This is a genomic window from Streptomyces sp. XM4193 (assembly GCF_023072595.1).
Taxonomy (GTDB): Bacteria; Actinomycetota; Actinomycetes; order Streptomycetales; family Streptomycetaceae; genus Streptomyces.
In genome coordinates this window covers 522,473-536,959 of record NZ_JALLGK010000001.1, presented here as the reverse complement: position 1 = coordinate 536,959, position 14,487 = coordinate 522,473, and the positions used below count along the sequence as shown (strand labels likewise).

Genomic DNA, 14,487 nt, shown 5'->3' with positions numbered 1-14,487 from the left:
GGCAGCCGCGGCACCCAGTGCGCCGAGGCCGACCGGCGGCCAGGAGGCACCCGATGACCAACGGCCCCGAGGACGCACGCCCGACGGGCGCGGGCGCGGACCCGAACGCCGTACGGCACCAGGGGCACACGAGCCGGCCCCTGGTGGTGCACATCGGCCGCGAGGAACTGGTGATCGCTCAGCGCTACGCGGTGGCCAGCATCGCCAACGACGTGCTGATCGCCGTCTGGTTCATCATCGGCAGCCTGCTGTTCTTCGGCCCGGACACCGTCACCGCGGGCACCTGGTGCTTTCTGGCCGGCAGTGTCGAGCTGCTGATCCGACCGCTGTTGCGGCTCTCCCGCCAGCTCCATCTGCAACGGCTGCGCGGCGGTCGGCCGGGCCCCGCCGACAGCGCCCAGGACTTCTGACCCCGGCGCCGGCGCACGAGACGGGGCGCACCCGCACCCGCACCCGCACCCGCACCCGCACCCGCACCCGCACCCGCACCCGCCGAATAACGCCCGAGGAACGACCCCGGGGCGGGGCAACGCACGGCGGTGTGCCGCGTGTTGCCCCGCCCCGGGGGGGGGAAGTCCCGGTTCGGGATCAGGTGTTGTTGGCCAGCGCCACCAGGCGGTCGCGGCTGCCGTTGAACTTGTTGCGGTCGACGTTGCCGCTGACGCCCGCGACCCGACCGGAGTCGGTGTACTGCCAGGCCGTCCAGGTCGGGAAGCCGGCCGGGATGGACGGGCTTCCGGTGGTCCAGTGGGCGACCCACAGCGGGGCCTTGCTCGCCATACCGGTCCAGCTGCCGGTGCAGGTGTTCCACCAGTTGGCGGTCGTGTAGATGACGACGTCACGGGTGGTGCGCTGCTTGTACTGGTTGTAGAAGTCGTTGATCCAGGTGCGCATCTGCGAGGTGGACAGGCCGTAGCACATGGCGCCGCTGGGGTTGTTCTCGATGTCGAGAACGCCGGGCAGGGTCTGGTTGTCGCGCGACCAGGCACCGCCGTTGTCCACGAAGAAGTTGGCCTGTGCCGCGCCGCCGGAGGAGTTGGGCCGGGCGAAGTGGTACGCGCCGCGGATCAGCCCGGCCGCGTGCGCCGCCGGGTAGTTGGTGTTGAAGCGCGAGTCCTTGAAGTTGGTGCCCTCGGTGGCCTTCATCCAGGCGAAGTCGATCCCCGCGCCCTTGACCTGGCCCCAGTTGATGGCGCCCTGCCAGTGCGACACGTCGATGCCCTGGACACCGCTGGTGTCGGCGGGGCCGATCGTACGGCTCTTGAGGCCCTCGTTCTCCTGGGCCGTGCCGGCGCCCATGTACGCCTCGCCGGGCTTGATCGTGTCGGCGGGGTTCGCCTGTGCGGCGCTCGCCGTGCCGAGCAGCAGCGCCATGGAGGCGCCGAGCGCCCCCGTGGCGGCGAGGGTGCGGGCGGCGCGCGGGGTGAGGCGTCGGCGCGGGCTCGAAGTGGACATGGGCTACCTCCTGGCGCTGTCTGACAGTGGGGACGTGGTGCGGCGGCGCGTGGTGGGGGGTGCGTTGCCGCGATGCGTGGCACGGATCGCGGTGGTGCCGTTCGCGTCTATCTTTGACATAGACACGCCATCACTAAACCGGCCAGTAGGGAGGATGTGAAGAGCGCTTCGCGGGACCTATGGTCCAGTCCAGTGGAGACTTCGCTGACCTGCGGCGTTCCGCGATCAACACGCGTAACTTTCATGGTGTGTAACGCGCGTAGCGCAGCACGCGCCCCGGCGCGCGAACCAGCGTCGAACGCCGGGCACTTGACTGTCCGTTTACTGAACAGCGGTCAGTCGTCCTGCTGAACAGCGGTCAGTCGTCGCCGGCCCCGCGGTGCGGGCAGCTGTCGCGCGACTCGACCACTTCCGCGTCGTCCGGCTCCGGCGCCGGGCAGAGCGCACCGCGGTGGTCGCTCTCCCCACCGCCGGCCGGCGGCTGCGAGAGAAAGCGCTGCAGCCAGCCGACGACCTGCTCGGTGACGATCCGACTGGGCGTGTTGGTGACGAAGTGATCGCCGCGCAGGGCGAGATAGGCGCGTTCGCGGGCGCCGTCGAGTCCGTCGTGGAGCGGTTCGGCGTGGTCGGAGACCGGGGCGATCTCGTCGCCCTCGCCGCCGATCACCAGAGCGGCGGCCTCGACCCGCGACCAGTCCTCGATCTCGCCCTCGTAATAGGGGGTGAGCGCGACCGCCGCCCGGACCGCGGAGCGTTCGTGCGCCGCGGCGAGCGCGCCGCCACCGCCCATCGAGTGTCCGAGCACCCCCAGGCGCCGGCCGTCCGCCCGGTCCGCGGCCGCGCTGTCCTCGACGATGTGGTCGAGCGCGTCCAGGATCTGGGCGCCGCGCTGGTCCGGACTGTCGTTGACGGTGTCGGTGTTCATGGTGAGGGTGACGAAGCCGTGGGAGGCGAGCACCTCGCCGTACCAGGCGACCATCGACTCGTCCGCGCCCAGACCGGGCGCCGCCGCCACGACGGCGTAACTGCCGCCGCGCGCCGGGTAGTGGAGCGTCCCGCCGCCGAATCCGTGGACGTCCTCGGCGCCCAGCTCCTCGGTGCGCACCTCCAGCGGGCCGTTCTCCGCCGACTCGTCGCGCTCCAACGGCCCGGTGGGCAGCGGACCTCCGGCGGCGCCGCCCGTACCGCCGTCACCGTCGCCGCCGCTCCCGCCGTCGGTGCCGCCGCAGCCACCCACGGTGAGCACCAGCGCCGCCGCAGCCGCTCCGAGGGCCGCGCGGCGCCGTGTCACGCTTCGTCTTCCACCCACGGGGAACCACTCTCCAGGGTTGATCTGTCGGCACCTCCGACGGTACGGAGCACGACCGGGAGGGACAACCAGCGGCCGAAACGAGTCCGTTCATCCGCCGTCAAGCGGCCCGATGGCCAACATTGGCCGGAACACAGCGCTCGGGCGGTAGTGAGGGTGGACGAGGGGGGCGCGCGTGGGTACGAACTCGCTCCACCTCGTTGGTAACTACAGTAGCGAGTGGGCCAGTTGTTGTGGCACCGTGACCGTTTGACGCGTAGTCACCGTCTGTGCTGAGAGCGGCACAGATCACAGGAGGACTACGTCATCACACGTATCGAGGTCCGACGTACGTAGCTAGGGTTGCGGTCTGCCGCCCGCCCCTCCCCCATCCCGAGGATTCGTTAGATGCCTGAACTACCGGATGCGATACCGGAGTTCGCAGCAGCGGGCATGGCGCTCATCGCCCTGTGCGTCGTCCTGCTGCTGATTGGATCGCGGCGGAAGAACGCCGCGCTGCGAACTGAACGCGACAACGCCCGCGCCGCCCACCAGGCTCTGCTGAGCGAACGGGACACGGCGCTCCACGAGCGGGACGCGGCCAGGACCGAAGCGCACCACATAAACTCCGGGCGCACCGCGCTGCTGGAGGAGACGCAGCATCTGATCTCCGAGCGGATGCCCGCACTCCTGACGCACCTCGCGCACCAGCACGTCACGGTGCCGGGCCTGAAGAACCAGCCGTTCGCGGGCACCGAGGTCGAGACGCTGCACGCCTCCGCCCTGGAGCAGCTGAAGAAGGCCGTCGCGTCCGAGCGCGAGCGGGTCGACGAGGCCGCGCAGTCGGTCATGCGCGGTGCCACGACCGTGGTGCAGGCGCAGAGCTACCAGCTGCAGTCCAAGATCGAGTCGATGCAGCACCGGTACGACACACCCGATCTGGCCCAGGACCTGCTGGAGCTCGATCTGCTCAACGAGCAGAACCTGCGCCGCATCCAGGCCACCGGTGTGCTCTGCGGCGCCTCCCCCGGCCTGACCCGTGTCGACTCGCACCTCGGTGACGTGGTCGTCGGCGCCCAGTCACGGGTGCGCGGCTACCACCGCGTCCAGGTGACCAGCCAGCTCGACGCCCCCGTCGCGGTGGTGGCGCGTGCGGTCGAGCCGGTCGCGATCACCGTCTCCGAGCTGCTGGCGAACGCGGTGCACCACTCGCACGGCACCCTGGCCGTGGACGTCAGCCTGCACCAGGCCGAGTCCGGCGCGGTCATCGTCGTCGACGACGCCGGTGTCGGAATGCACGCCGACGAGCTGGAGTTCGCCGCGCGGATGCTGGCCGGCCGGGACGAGCTGCGCCTCTCCGAGCTCGGCGACCCGCCGCGCTCCGGCTTCGCCACCATCGGCCGGCTGGTCCGCCAGTACGGCTTCAGTGTCTCGGTGGACAAGCCCGCGCCGTACGGCGGCGTACGCGCCGTGGTCCTGATCCCCGGTCACCTGCTGACCCTGCTGAACGAGACCGAGCGGCCGATGTCCGCCATGGCTCCGCAGGCACCCGCGGTCACCCACGAGCCGCACCCGTACGCGAGCGAGGCGGCCGTCCCCCAGGCCCACACGCCGCCCGTGGGCACGCCCGAACCGACCGCGTTCCCCGACCGGTTGCCCGCCGCCGCCCCCTGGGAGCGGGAGCCCGATTCCACCCCCGAACCGCCCGTCGCCGCGCCGGAGCCCGCCGCGGACGTCACCGCACCGCACCGCACCGCACCCGAGCCGGAGTCGTACTCCCTGCCCGAGCCGGAGTCGTACTCCGCGCCCGAGCGGGAGTCCTACCCCCTTCCCGAGCGGGACGTGTGGCAGGACATCTCCGACCGGTCGCCGTCCGCCCCGGCGGCTCCGGCCGACGGCACCCGGCCCGGCCCGATACCCGGTTCGGCACCCGAGGGGCCGCGCGCCGCGGAGCTTCCGCTCTCGACACCGCGGTCGCAGGTGCCCCACCCCATGACGTCACCGGAGGACGCGCCCGTCTCGGACGCACCGCCGACCGGCGGCGTCGAGGGCCTGCCGCGCAGACGCAGGCGTCGGCCGCAGGCCGATCCGCAGCCCGGTGAGGCGTGGCGCTCCCCCGAGCCCCTCGCCGCCCCCGAGCCGCACACCTCACCCGAGGACACCCAGTCGGTCTGGAGCGCGTTCCAGGCCGGTACCGAGTCCGGCCGCGCCGCCGCGCACTCCGACGAACCGCAGGAAGGGAGCTGACGAATGACAGCCCACAAGCGCCCTGTCTCCGTGAGGACTCCGATGCCCAAGGACATGTCCTGGGTCCTGGAGCCCCTCCTGGTGTTGCCCGGGGTCGTGCACGCGGTGGTGCTGTCCTCGGACGGCATGGTCCAGGGCGCCTCGCCCGACCTGACCAGAGAGGCCGGTGAGGGCGCGTCGGCGATGATGTCGGCGCTCCAGGGCGCGGGGCGCGCGGTCGCCGCCGCGTTCTCCGGCAACGACGCGGTCAGGCTCCAACAGGTCGTCGTGGACACCGACTCGGGATTCGTATTCGCCGTGCCCGCGGGCCAGAACAGCGTGCTCGCGGTCTTCGCCGATCGGAAGGTCGACATGGGAGTCGTCGCACACCACATGCAGATCCAGGTGGCCACATTGGGCAGGAAGGTCATGCATTCCGAGCCCCGGGACATCGGCTCCGACGCATGAGCGGCCGGGAGGGCCGCAGGCTGGTCCCGGCCTACATGGCCACCGGCGGCCGGGCCCAGCCCAGCCGCAACACCCTGGACCGGCTGACGCTCCTGAGCGCGGCCTCCTCCCGGCTGCCGGACCGACTTCCGCCGGCCGAACGCCAACTGGCCGTGCTGGTCAGGGGAGGAGCGCTCTCGCTCGCCGAAGCGGCGGCGTACCTCAAGCTGCCGGTGAGCGTCGTGCGGGTGCTGGTCGCCGACCTCGTGGACACCGGGTTCCTCAATGCGCGCGCCCCGATTCCGCTGGCCGAACAGCACGACCAGAAGTTCCTAGAAAGGGTGCTCGATGGACTCCGCGCCATCCGTTAACGCCACGTACCTGGACAGCGCCTCGCAGACCTTGGTGAAGGTCCTGGTCGCGGGGCCGTTCGGGGTGGGCAAGACCACGCTCATCGGTGCGCTGTCGGAGACCACCCCGCTGCACACCGAGGAGACGATGACGCAGGCCGGTGCGGCTGTGGACGACCTCGAGGGCGTGCGGGACAAGGACACCACCACGGTCGCCATCGACTTCGGCCGCCGTACGCTCCCGCACGACCTGGTGCTCTACCTCTTCGGCACCCCCGGGCAGCGGCGCTTCAAGCCGCTGTGGGAGGACATCTCCCGAGGCGCGCTCGGTGCGCTCGTGCTGGTCGACACCCGGCGCCTGGGCGACTCCTTCGAGGTCATCGACATGATCGAGGAAGCCGGTCTCCCGTACGCCATAGCCGTCAACACCTTCGACGACGCGCCCAACTACGAACCGCTCGTACTGCGCGACCACCTCGACCTGGCGCCCGACACCCCGTTGATCGCCTGCGACGCCCGGGACCCGCGTTCGGGCATCGACGCGTTGATCGCGCTCGTCTCCCATCTGCTCACCAACTCCGCCATGGACAGCGCCATATGAGCTACCACGCCCTGGAACCCGTACCGCTCTACGGGCCGGACTTCGCCGCCGACCCGCACGCCGTCTACGCCAAACTCCGCCAGGCGGGCCCGGTCGCGAAGGTGGAGATCGCGCCGGGCCTGCCGGCGTTCCTGGTGCTGAGCTACCAGGCGGCGCTGGACCTGCTGCGGGACACCGAGACCTGGTCGAAGAACCCGAGCGTCTGGCAGGAGACCGTCCCCAAGGACTCGCCGATCCTGCCGATGCTCCAGTACCGGCCCAACGTGCTGTTCAACGACGGCGCGGAGCACGCCAGGCTGCGCTCGGTCGTCACCGACAGCTTCTCGCTGATCGAGCCGCACGACCTGCGCCGGCGCACCATCGAGGCGTCCGACATGCTGCTGCGCGACTTCGCGGAGCGCGGCACGGTCGACCTGGTCACCGAGTACGCCCGGCCGCTGCCGCTGGTTCTCTTCAACGCGCTCTTCGGGATGCCCGACCACCACAGCCCGCGCCTGATAAGGACACTGGCCGGGATGATGGAGGCCGCCAGCCCCGAGGAGGCCATCGACGCGGGGACGGAGTTCGAGCAGTACGTGCTCGAACTGGTGACCCTCAAGAGCGAGAAGCGCGGGCCGGACCTGACGAGTTGGTTCATGGACCACCCCGCGGGGCTGAGCCTGGAGGAGGTCATACACCAGATCGTGCTCACCATGGCCGCGGGCCACGAGCCGACGACCAACCTCACCTCCAACGCGCTCTCGCGCATGCTCTCCAACCCGGACTACTACAGCACCCTGTCCGGCGGCGCGCTCACCCCGAGGGACGCCGTCAACGACGTGCTCCGCAACGAGCCGCCGATGGCGAACTACTCCGCGCACTACCCCCGCCACAACGTCCGCTTCCACGGCACCTGGATCCATGCCAACCAGCTCGTCCTGGTGTCGTACGCCGCCGCCAACACCGAGCCGCAGACCGGCGCCGGGCTGCCCGGCGCCGCCGCGCTCGGCGGGCCGCACGAGCCGGCCGGTATGCGCACCGGGGCGGCGCCGAGCGACGGCGGCTCCCATCTGGCGTGGTCGGCCGGTCCGCACGCCTGCCCGGTCAAACAACCCGCCCTGCTGATCGCCATCACCGCGATCGAACGGTTGGCGAATCAACTGTGTGACATCCAACTGACCGTCCCGCGTGCCGAGTTGGAATGGCGCGTAGGTCCGTTCCACCGTGCGCTCGCGCATCTTCCGGCGAGCTTCACACCACTCACACCCGACCAGGCAGGAGTCACTCCATGGACCAGCTCATCACGCACCCGGAGACACGCGACCAGCCCGGCCACGGCGGGACCGGCGTAGCCGGAGGCTCGACATCCGGTCCGGTGGCGATGGACCCGGCAGGGTCCGACGTCCTCGGCGAGGCCGCGCGGCTGCGAGAACAGGGCCCCGCGGTGCAGGTCGAACTCCCCGGCGGGATACCGGTCTGGTACATAACCCGGCACGAGCTGCTGAAGTCGCTGCTCACCGACGACCGCGTCTCCAAGGACCCCTCGCAGCACTGGCCCGCCTGGCGCGAGGGCCAGTACCACGACAGCTGGCTCGTCAACTGGGTCGGTGTGCAGAACATGTTCACCGCGTACGGGACCGACCACCGCAGGCTGCGCAAGCTGATATCCCCGGCGTTCACCGCACGCCGTACGGCCGCCATGCAGCCGCGGGTGGAGCGCATCACCCAGGAGCTGCTGGACGCGATAGACGAGCGGGCCGGCCGGGAGGACCCCGCCGGGGCGGTCGTCGACCTGCGGGCGATGTACGCCCACCCGCTGCCGATGGGCGTCATATGCGAGCTGTTCGGCATACCGATGGAGGACCGGCCGCGGTTCGCACAGCTCGTCGGGCGGATGATGAGCACCACCGTCACCCCCGAGGAAGCCGCCGAGATGCACCAGGAGGTCGCCGTCGTCTTCGGCGGCCTGGCCGAGCACAAGCGGCAGGAGCCGGGCGACGACCTGACGAGCCTGCTCGTCAGCGGCCGGGACGAGGAGGGTTCGCAGCTCACCGAGAGGGAGCTGATCGACACCCTGCTGCTGATCATCGCCGCGGGCCACGAGACCACGGTCAACCTCATCGGCAACGCGGTGCACAATCTTCTGCTCCACCCCGACCAGCTCGAACTGGTCCGCTCCGGCAAGCGCGGCTGGGACGACGTCATCGAGGAGACGCTGCGCTACGCGCCCAGCATCACCAACCTCCCGCTGCGGTTCGCGGTCGAGGACATAGAGGTTCCCGACGGTCCGACCATCGGCGCCGGCGAGGCGATACTGACGACGTACGGCGCCGCGGCCCACGACCCGGCCCAGCACGGTGAGCAGGCGGACCGCTTCGACATCACCCGCCCGACCCCCGAGCACCTGTCCTTCGGCTACGGCGTGCACCACTGCCTGGGTGCTCCGCTGGCGCGGATGGAGGCGCGGCTCGCTCTGCCCGCGCTCTTCGAGCGGTTCCCGGACATGGAGCTGGTGGTGCCGGAGGGCTCCGAGGACCTGGAGAAGGTGGAGTCCTTCATCGCCAACGGCGTGCGGGAGCTGACGGTACGGGTCAAGTAGGCCGCAGCAGCGGCCGTACACCGCGGCGCACCCGGCGCACGGCGCTCGACGGCGGAGCGAACGCGCGCCCCCACCGCGAACCCGACGGCCGGTTCGAACGGACAGCACGGACAGTCCGGGCACGGACGAAGCGACGGCCGCCTCTCGCAGGAGAGGCGGCCGTCGCTTTCTCGGTATTGGGCGGTCGTCCGACCGGCTGTGCCCGCTCAGGGCTCCGGGGAGAGCTCCGGCTCCGCCGCGGGCTTGTTCCGGCGGCTGCGCAGGACCTCGATCACGATCGGCATCACCGAGAGCAGCACGATGCCGATGAGGACCTTCTCGATGTGGTCGCGCACCAGGTCGAACTGGCCGAGCCAGGCTCCCAGCAGGGTGACGCCGGCGCCCCACAGTATGCCGCCGAGCACGTTGAAGAGGACGAAGGTGCGGTACGTCATCTGGCTCACGCCGGCGATGATCGGCGTGAAGGTGCGCACGATCGGCACGAAGCGGGCCAGCACGATCGACTTGGGGCCGTGCTTCTCGAAGAACTCGTGGGCCTTGGTGAGGTTCTCCTGCTTGAAGAAGCGGGAGTCCGGCCGTCGGAACAGCGGCGGCCCGACCTTGCGGCCGAACATGTAGCCGACCTGGTCGCCCGCGATGGCGAAGATGACGATCAACAGGCAGACCAGCCACAGCGGTTGGGTCAGGTACTGCCCGGTGGTGACCAGCAGGCCCGTAGTGAACAGCAGCGAGTCACCGGGCAGGAAGAAGCCGATCAACAGGCCCGATTCCGCGAACACGATCAGAAGAATCCCGATCAGACCGAAGGTCTGGATCAGATATTCCGGATCGAGCCATTCGGGCCCGAGGGCTAGAGAGTTCACGCGTCAGATCCTCACGGGAAACCGCAGTGGAAGGGGGGTCCGCCGCAGTCCGGCGGCCCGAGCCCGCTCGGCGCGGCGACATCCGCCCGCGCGGGTACCCTCCCGATGGTACTGGCAGTGTCGGCCCGGCACCGTGCGCGCACAGGTTCCCCGGCCCTCCGCGGAGGTCCCGACGGACCGCCCGGCGCCGGCCGCGAGACGCCCCGCACCCGCCGTACGCCGCCCCTCCGCACGACTCGCGCACTGGGCGCACGCGGGGGCGCGCGCCGGGCGTCGTCACGGGCCCTCGCGCGGGAGCAGGCGGGCCCGGCGGGCGCGGGCGGCTCGGACGGGCCGCTTCGGCCCGTCCGGCACCGTCGCGCGCGTCACTCGCCGCGGTAGGCCGCCGCTGTGGCGCGGGCCTGGCGGTGCGCCTGCTCGGCGGACGCGCCGGAGGCACGGTGCGCCTCCTCCCAGGCGTCGGCCGCCGCGTCGATGAACGCCGCCTCGTCGGCGTCGGGCCGGTCGGCCTCCGCCCCGACGGCACCCGGTGCGGTGGACAGCTCCGTCGACAGCGCCCGCACCGAGGACTCCCAGCCGATGCCGGTGGCGCCGGGGCCGTAGGCGGCCCAGTGGTCGTTGTCGGGCACCTCGTGCACGAGGGTGAGGACGGTGGCGTCGCCCTCGGGGGTGAGCGTCACCCGCACCAGGCTGCTCTCACCTCCGTACTCCCAGGTGATCCGCAGGGAGTCGGGGCGCTCGCAGCTCTCGACGGTGCCGGTGGTGCCGCTGTCGGTGAGGGTGTAGCGGCCTCCGGGGGCAAGCTCCCCCTCCACCGGTTCGAACCAGCGGGCCAGCCGCTCGGGCGAGGTGATCGCCTCCCGGAGGTCGGCCGGGCGGGTGCGGAAGGTCTTCGAGAGCCGAACCGAGTGTCCGGCGCCGCTCGACGCCACCGTACGGATCACGGAGTTGATCTCTTCGGCAAGGGTCATCGCTGTGGTCTCCTGTGCTCGTCGCGGGGGTGACGTCCCGGCTCGATCTCGGCCTCCAGCGAGGAGAGCGCCGACTCCCACAGGCCGCGGAACCGGTCGAGCCACGCGTCGATCTCGCGCAGCCCGTCGGGGTTCACGGCGTACCACCGCCGAGCGCCCTCGGCCCGGCAGCGCACCAGCCCGGCGTCCCGCAGTACACGCAGATGGCGCGAGGTCGCGGGCTGGCTGATGCCGAACTCCTCCGCGACCGCGGCGGACAACTGCCCAGCCGTGCGCTCTCCTTCGGCGAGCAGCTCCAGAATCCGCCTGCGGGCCGGATCGGCGAGTATCTCCCAAGACATCACACACTCGTTATATAAGCATCAGGTTAAATGAGCAAAGTCGAGCCGTGGGACTCCCGGCACCGCGCAACCGCGGCCGGTCGCCGAAATCCCGCCGATCAGAGTCCGACCTTCCCCGTGGCCCAGTAGGGCTGGGTGTGGATGGTCCGCCGATCCAGGCCGGCCGATTCCCGCAGCACCGCGCGCTGTCGCTGCACCGATCCGCCGTGCCCGGCGAGGTAGACCGCGCTCGGCACCGACTCCCGCATCTCCGGCGCGCTCCGGACGAGCCACTTGTCGAGCGCCTCACCCGGCTCGGCGGTCTCCTCGACCACCACCGCGTCCGGCAGCAGGGCGCGCACATACGCGAGGTCCCTCGCCTCGACCTCGACGGCGACCCGCAGCGCACGGCCCTCGGCGCGCGCCCGGTCGGTGAGCCCGACCATCAGCCCGAGCGTGGTGGAGTCGCCCATGGCCAGCACCGAATCGGGCGAGGTCCAGCGGAAGTTGCGCGCGGAGGCCATGCCGCACAGGACCACCTCGCTGCCGACCTCCAGTCCCTCGACGAAAACCAGTCCGGGAGCACCGGCCGACGGATGGCGGTGGAAGAGGATCGTCGCGCGGCCGGCCTCGGCGTCGACCCGCTCCGGGGTGTAGTGCCGGAAGTCGTTGGCGCTGATGCGGAACGCGGTGACATCGCACGGCGCGAACGGCCGCGTTCTCAACTCCGGCCCCTCGAAGGTGAGTCGGAGCAGACCGGGCGAGGGGTGCTCCACGCCGGTCACCGTGGCGGAGAATCCGCGCCGCTCGCTCAGATTGGCGAAGAACCTGGGAACCCGTGCCACCCGACACTCCTTCGACCGACCGCGACCATCGACGGGAAGAACACCCGCCGAGAAAGTAAGGCAAACCTAACCTCTCGTTCGCCTCCGGGGAAGACCGGGCGCCCGAGGCCGTGCACAGCGAGGCGAGCCGGCGGCGGAGGGAGGCGCCGTACCGGCGGCGGGCGCGCGAGCCGGCGGCCGGCGCAGGGGGTTGCGGCGGGTGCGCGACGCGGGGCGGCGGCCGGGGGGCTCGCACCGGTGAGCGGGCGACGGCGGGGCCGTGCGCAGTGGAAGGCGGCCACAGCCGACCTCGTACGGGTCGTCCTCGACGCCTGCGCGCACCTCTCGTACCACGCCGACTGGTCAAGGCGTACGAGCGTGGCCTGCTGTACCCCTACAGCCGAGCGCCGAGCCTCCACTGCGCACGGACGCGGGCCCGATGCGACAACGTCGGCCCCCAGGACCGCGTGCGGTCCCGGAGGCCGACGTCATCCGCCAGGCCCGGTCTGTCCACGGCTCGGGCGTGAGCCCGGTGGGGGAGCCGTGGCCGGACCCGGCCAGCCTGATGAAAATCCGCGGGGAGGCGGGGCTGGGTCGGGCCGTGTGACGCAGGTTGCTCCACCCTCGAAGCGCCGCGACACGCTTTCGAAGGCGTTGCGTCACCTTGACCGGCGGGGGCACCCGGGGTGAAGACCCGGCCGTTGTCAGAATCTCGCCATGACTGGTATCTGACACTCCGACGGCACCTTGGGTGCGTCCCACCGGGCCCAACTGTGGCTCTGGGTGCATGTCCTGTGCATCCGCCACCTCCGCCCCACCCCGACCGACAGGGCGCGGACGCGGGCCGGGAGGGCACGGGCCCCGTCCGGGGCGGGGCGCCCCGCCACACTACGGGCAGCCGCAAGGGGCGCCGGCCCCCGCACGGCCGGCGGCGGACAGCCGGGGGCAGGGCAGGCGGCAGTTCACGAGAGCACGGGCGGCACAGGCGACACGGGAGCAGGGCAGCACGGGAACAGGGGCACGGCAGCGGGCGGGCCGCGCTAGAGCCAGCCGCGACGGGCGGCCTGCACCCCGAGCTGGAAACGCGTACGGGCGCCCAGCAGTTCCTGGAGCCGCCGCACCCGCCGGTGCACGGTGCGTTCGCTGATCTCCAGCTCCCTGGCGATCGCCTCGTCGGTCGATCCGGCGCTCAGCAGCGCCAGCAGCCGCTGGGTGGTGGGCGTCGGCTCGGTGCCGACCGTCCCTCCGCCGCGGCCGACCGAGGCGCTGATCGGCACCGCGAGGCGCCAGAACGCCTCGAAGAGGTCGATGAGCGCGTCCAGCAGCATCGAGGAGTGCACCAGGAGCGCCATGATGTCGCCGCTCTCCGGGCGCGGTACGGAGATCAGCGCCCGGTCGTCGTCGGCGATCGCCAGCTTCATCGGCACTCCGGGAAAGACTCGCGCCACCTCCCCCGCCTTCACCGCCACCTGGAGCGAGCGCAGCCCCACGTCGGTCTGGAGGAAGTCGGACTCGTAGACGACGTGGTAGCGGACCCCGCGCTGCATACAGGCCAACTGCCAGGGGTTGGGGCCTATTTCCTCGGGCGCCAGCACCGAGCCGCGGTCGAAGCCGCGAATCAGCCCGCGGGCCTGGTCCTGCATGTGGGCGAAGACCCGGACGACCTCGTCGACGTCCTCCAGCACCTCCGCGTAACGGGCGCCCGCACCGGTGTGCGCGCTGTAGAGCTGGGCGAGCAGATCGGCGCTCTCCCTGGCGCGCACCGCCTCCAACTCCCGTTGCGCCGCCCAGCTTTCGAGCGCGAGGCGGGGCGGCAGCGGTCGGGGTGCGCCGTGCTCGTCGAGCCGCACCAGTCCGAGCTCGGCCAACTCGGCCACGGCGTCCCGCCGTTGACCCGACGCGCCGGCCTCCCCGTGGGCGGAGGGGGCGTCCGCCGAGGGGGCGTCCGCCGGAGGGCCGTCCGCCGGAGGGACGCGGTCGGGGTGTGCTCGGTCGGGGGCGTGCAGCAGCTCCCGGTAGAGGTTCTCGGCGTACGGCGTCAGCCCGCGCACCACCGGTTCGGCCGGGGGCTCGGACGGGGGCGGCCGGTGGCCCGACCGCTCCTCGGGTGCGGACATGCGCGCTCTCCTCACCTCCCGCCGGACTCCGGCAGCGGACGCGCGCTGCCGGCTCCCGGGGTCGCGCCGCGGTCCCGGGGTGCGGAATTCCCGTGTTCCTATCACCAACGCGAGCCCGCCGCCATGACGCACACGGCACCCGCCCGAAGATCGCCAGGACCTGCACAGAGCGACCGTTTGAAGCCGTATCAACCAGCTCTGCCCGGCTCGGTGTTGTGCGAATCTGCCCACAAAGGGCAGCTTCTCCATCGGTAACGTCCTAGGCTGTGCACGCATTTGCCCACTCACCGACAACAACCGTCCACATCCAGTGACCATCCTGGCGAGTCCGGCGATGGAACACCCGCGAGGCACGAGGAATGACAGCGCACCACTGCGCCGCACCGCCTCCCGGCGCCGCCCGGTCGCGGCGCCCGGTCCGCCCGCCGCCGACGCACAGCGCGGCGT

General features: G+C 71.5%; 14 protein-coding genes. 7 read left to right on the top strand and 7 right to left on the bottom strand.

Annotation, left to right across the window (positions count from 1 at the left end):
• The first annotated feature begins 53 nt into the window (after nt 1-53).
• Nucleotides 54-410 (top strand): YrhK family protein, encoded by a 357-nt coding sequence (locus MTQ01_RS02225; RefSeq protein ID WP_247486584.1) that lies wholly within the window; start codon nt 54-56, stop codon nt 408-410.
• Nucleotides 411-588: 178 nt separating this feature from the next.
• On the opposite strand, the gene MTQ01_RS02220 is transcribed toward MTQ01_RS02225, so the two are convergent.
• Together MTQ01_RS02220 and MTQ01_RS25080 are read right to left on the bottom strand one after the other, a co-directional pair.
• Nucleotides 589-1,455, bottom strand: a complete 867-nt coding sequence (locus tag MTQ01_RS02220) for a lysozyme (protein ID WP_247486583.1) — start codon at nt 1,453-1,455, stop codon at nt 589-591.
• A 358-nt stretch (nt 1,456-1,813) separates the two neighbouring features.
• Nucleotides 1,814-2,746, bottom strand: coding sequence for a dienelactone hydrolase family protein (locus MTQ01_RS25080; RefSeq protein WP_247486582.1), 933 nt, complete (start codon nt 2,744-2,746; stop codon nt 1,814-1,816).
• A 405-nt stretch (nt 2,747-3,151) separates the two neighbouring features.
• On the opposite strand from MTQ01_RS25080, the gene MTQ01_RS02210 reads away from it, so the two are divergent.
• From MTQ01_RS02210 to MTQ01_RS02185, 6 genes are read left to right on the top strand one after another with little or no spacing between them, the layout of a single operon-like run.
• Nucleotides 3,152-4,990 (top strand): ATP-binding protein, encoded by a 1,839-nt coding sequence (locus tag MTQ01_RS02210; protein ID WP_247486581.1) that lies wholly within the window; start codon nt 3,152-3,154, stop codon nt 4,988-4,990.
• A 3-nt stretch (nt 4,991-4,993) separates the two neighbouring features.
• A complete protein-coding gene (locus MTQ01_RS02205; protein WP_247486580.1) occupies nt 4,994-5,437 on the top strand; it encodes a roadblock/LC7 domain-containing protein in 444 nt (147 codons plus the stop codon).
• Nucleotides 5,434-5,787, top strand: a complete 354-nt coding sequence (locus MTQ01_RS02200; protein ID WP_211041818.1) for a DUF742 domain-containing protein — start codon at nt 5,434-5,436, stop codon at nt 5,785-5,787. The genes MTQ01_RS02205 and MTQ01_RS02200 overlap by 4 nt, the downstream gene beginning before the upstream one ends.
• Nucleotides 5,765-6,367: an ATP/GTP-binding protein gene (locus MTQ01_RS02195; protein WP_247486579.1), complete on the top strand. Its 603-nt coding sequence runs from the start codon at nt 5,765-5,767 to the stop codon at nt 6,365-6,367. The genes MTQ01_RS02200 and MTQ01_RS02195 overlap by 23 nt, the downstream gene beginning before the upstream one ends.
• Nucleotides 6,364-7,698 (top strand): cytochrome P450, encoded by a 1,335-nt coding sequence (locus MTQ01_RS02190; RefSeq protein WP_247486578.1) that lies wholly within the window; start codon nt 6,364-6,366, stop codon nt 7,696-7,698. The genes MTQ01_RS02195 and MTQ01_RS02190 overlap by 4 nt, the downstream gene beginning before the upstream one ends.
• The gene (locus tag MTQ01_RS02185; protein ID WP_308294347.1) at nt 7,635-8,945 is read left to right on the top strand and encodes a cytochrome P450; all 1,311 of its coding nucleotides are present in this window, start codon (nt 7,635-7,637) and stop codon (nt 8,943-8,945) included. Before MTQ01_RS02190 ends, MTQ01_RS02185 begins: the two co-directional genes overlap by 64 nt.
• A gap of 206 nt (nt 8,946-9,151) precedes the next feature.
• Here MTQ01_RS02185 and MTQ01_RS02180 read toward each other — a convergent pair whose 3' ends face one another.
• The 5 genes from MTQ01_RS02180 to MTQ01_RS02160 all read right to left on the bottom strand — a co-directional run bounded on the left by MTQ01_RS02180 (nt 9,152) and on the right by MTQ01_RS02160 (nt 14,040).
• On the bottom strand, nt 9,152-9,808 hold the full coding sequence (locus MTQ01_RS02180; protein ID WP_247486577.1) for a VTT domain-containing protein: 657 nt from the start codon (nt 9,806-9,808) through the stop codon (nt 9,152-9,154).
• A 365-nt stretch (nt 9,809-10,173) separates the two neighbouring features.
• Nucleotides 10,174-10,779, bottom strand: coding sequence for an SRPBCC domain-containing protein (locus MTQ01_RS02175; protein WP_247486576.1), 606 nt, complete (start codon nt 10,777-10,779; stop codon nt 10,174-10,176).
• Nucleotides 10,776-11,120, bottom strand: a complete 345-nt coding sequence (locus tag MTQ01_RS02170) for a helix-turn-helix transcriptional regulator (protein WP_282613122.1) — start codon at nt 11,118-11,120, stop codon at nt 10,776-10,778. Before MTQ01_RS02170 ends, MTQ01_RS02175 begins: the two co-directional genes overlap by 4 nt.
• A 98-nt stretch (nt 11,121-11,218) precedes the next feature.
• Complete coding sequence (locus tag MTQ01_RS25075; protein WP_247486574.1) at nt 11,219-11,944, bottom strand: siderophore-interacting protein; 726 nt, start codon at nt 11,942-11,944, stop codon at nt 11,219-11,221.
• A gap of 1,019 nt (nt 11,945-12,963) precedes the next feature.
• A complete protein-coding gene (locus MTQ01_RS02160) occupies nt 12,964-14,040 on the bottom strand; it encodes a LuxR C-terminal-related transcriptional regulator (protein ID WP_247486573.1) in 1,077 nt (358 codons plus the stop codon).
• Nucleotides 14,041-14,487: the final 447 nt, after the last annotated feature.

Excerpts from the sequence above, each read along its gene's own strand:
- MTQ01_RS02225 (WP_247486584.1), top strand. The coding sequence starts at position 54 with ATGACCAACGGCCCCGAGGACGCACGCCCGACGGGCGCGGGCGCGGAC.
- MTQ01_RS02220 (WP_247486583.1), bottom strand. The coding sequence starts at position 1,455 with ATGTCCACTTCGAGCCCGCGCCGACGCCTCACCCCGCGCGCCGCCCGC.
- MTQ01_RS02210 (WP_247486581.1), top strand. The coding sequence starts at position 3,152 with ATGCCTGAACTACCGGATGCGATACCGGAGTTCGCAGCAGCGGGCATG.
- MTQ01_RS02205 (WP_247486580.1), top strand. The coding sequence starts at position 4,994 with ATGACAGCCCACAAGCGCCCTGTCTCCGTGAGGACTCCGATGCCCAAG.
- MTQ01_RS02200 (WP_211041818.1), top strand. The coding sequence starts at position 5,434 with ATGAGCGGCCGGGAGGGCCGCAGGCTGGTCCCGGCCTACATGGCCACC.
- MTQ01_RS02195 (WP_247486579.1), top strand. The coding sequence starts at position 5,765 with ATGGACTCCGCGCCATCCGTTAACGCCACGTACCTGGACAGCGCCTCG.
- MTQ01_RS02190 (WP_247486578.1), top strand. The coding sequence starts at position 6,364 with ATGAGCTACCACGCCCTGGAACCCGTACCGCTCTACGGGCCGGACTTC.
- MTQ01_RS02185 (WP_308294347.1), top strand. The coding sequence starts at position 7,635 with ATGGACCAGCTCATCACGCACCCGGAGACACGCGACCAGCCCGGCCAC.
- MTQ01_RS02175 (WP_247486576.1), bottom strand. The coding sequence starts at position 10,779 with ATGACCCTTGCCGAAGAGATCAACTCCGTGATCCGTACGGTGGCGTCG.
- MTQ01_RS02170 (WP_282613122.1), bottom strand. The coding sequence starts at position 11,120 with ATGTCTTGGGAGATACTCGCCGATCCGGCCCGCAGGCGGATTCTGGAG.
- MTQ01_RS02160 (WP_247486573.1), bottom strand. The coding sequence starts at position 14,040 with ATGTCCGCACCCGAGGAGCGGTCGGGCCACCGGCCGCCCCCGTCCGAG.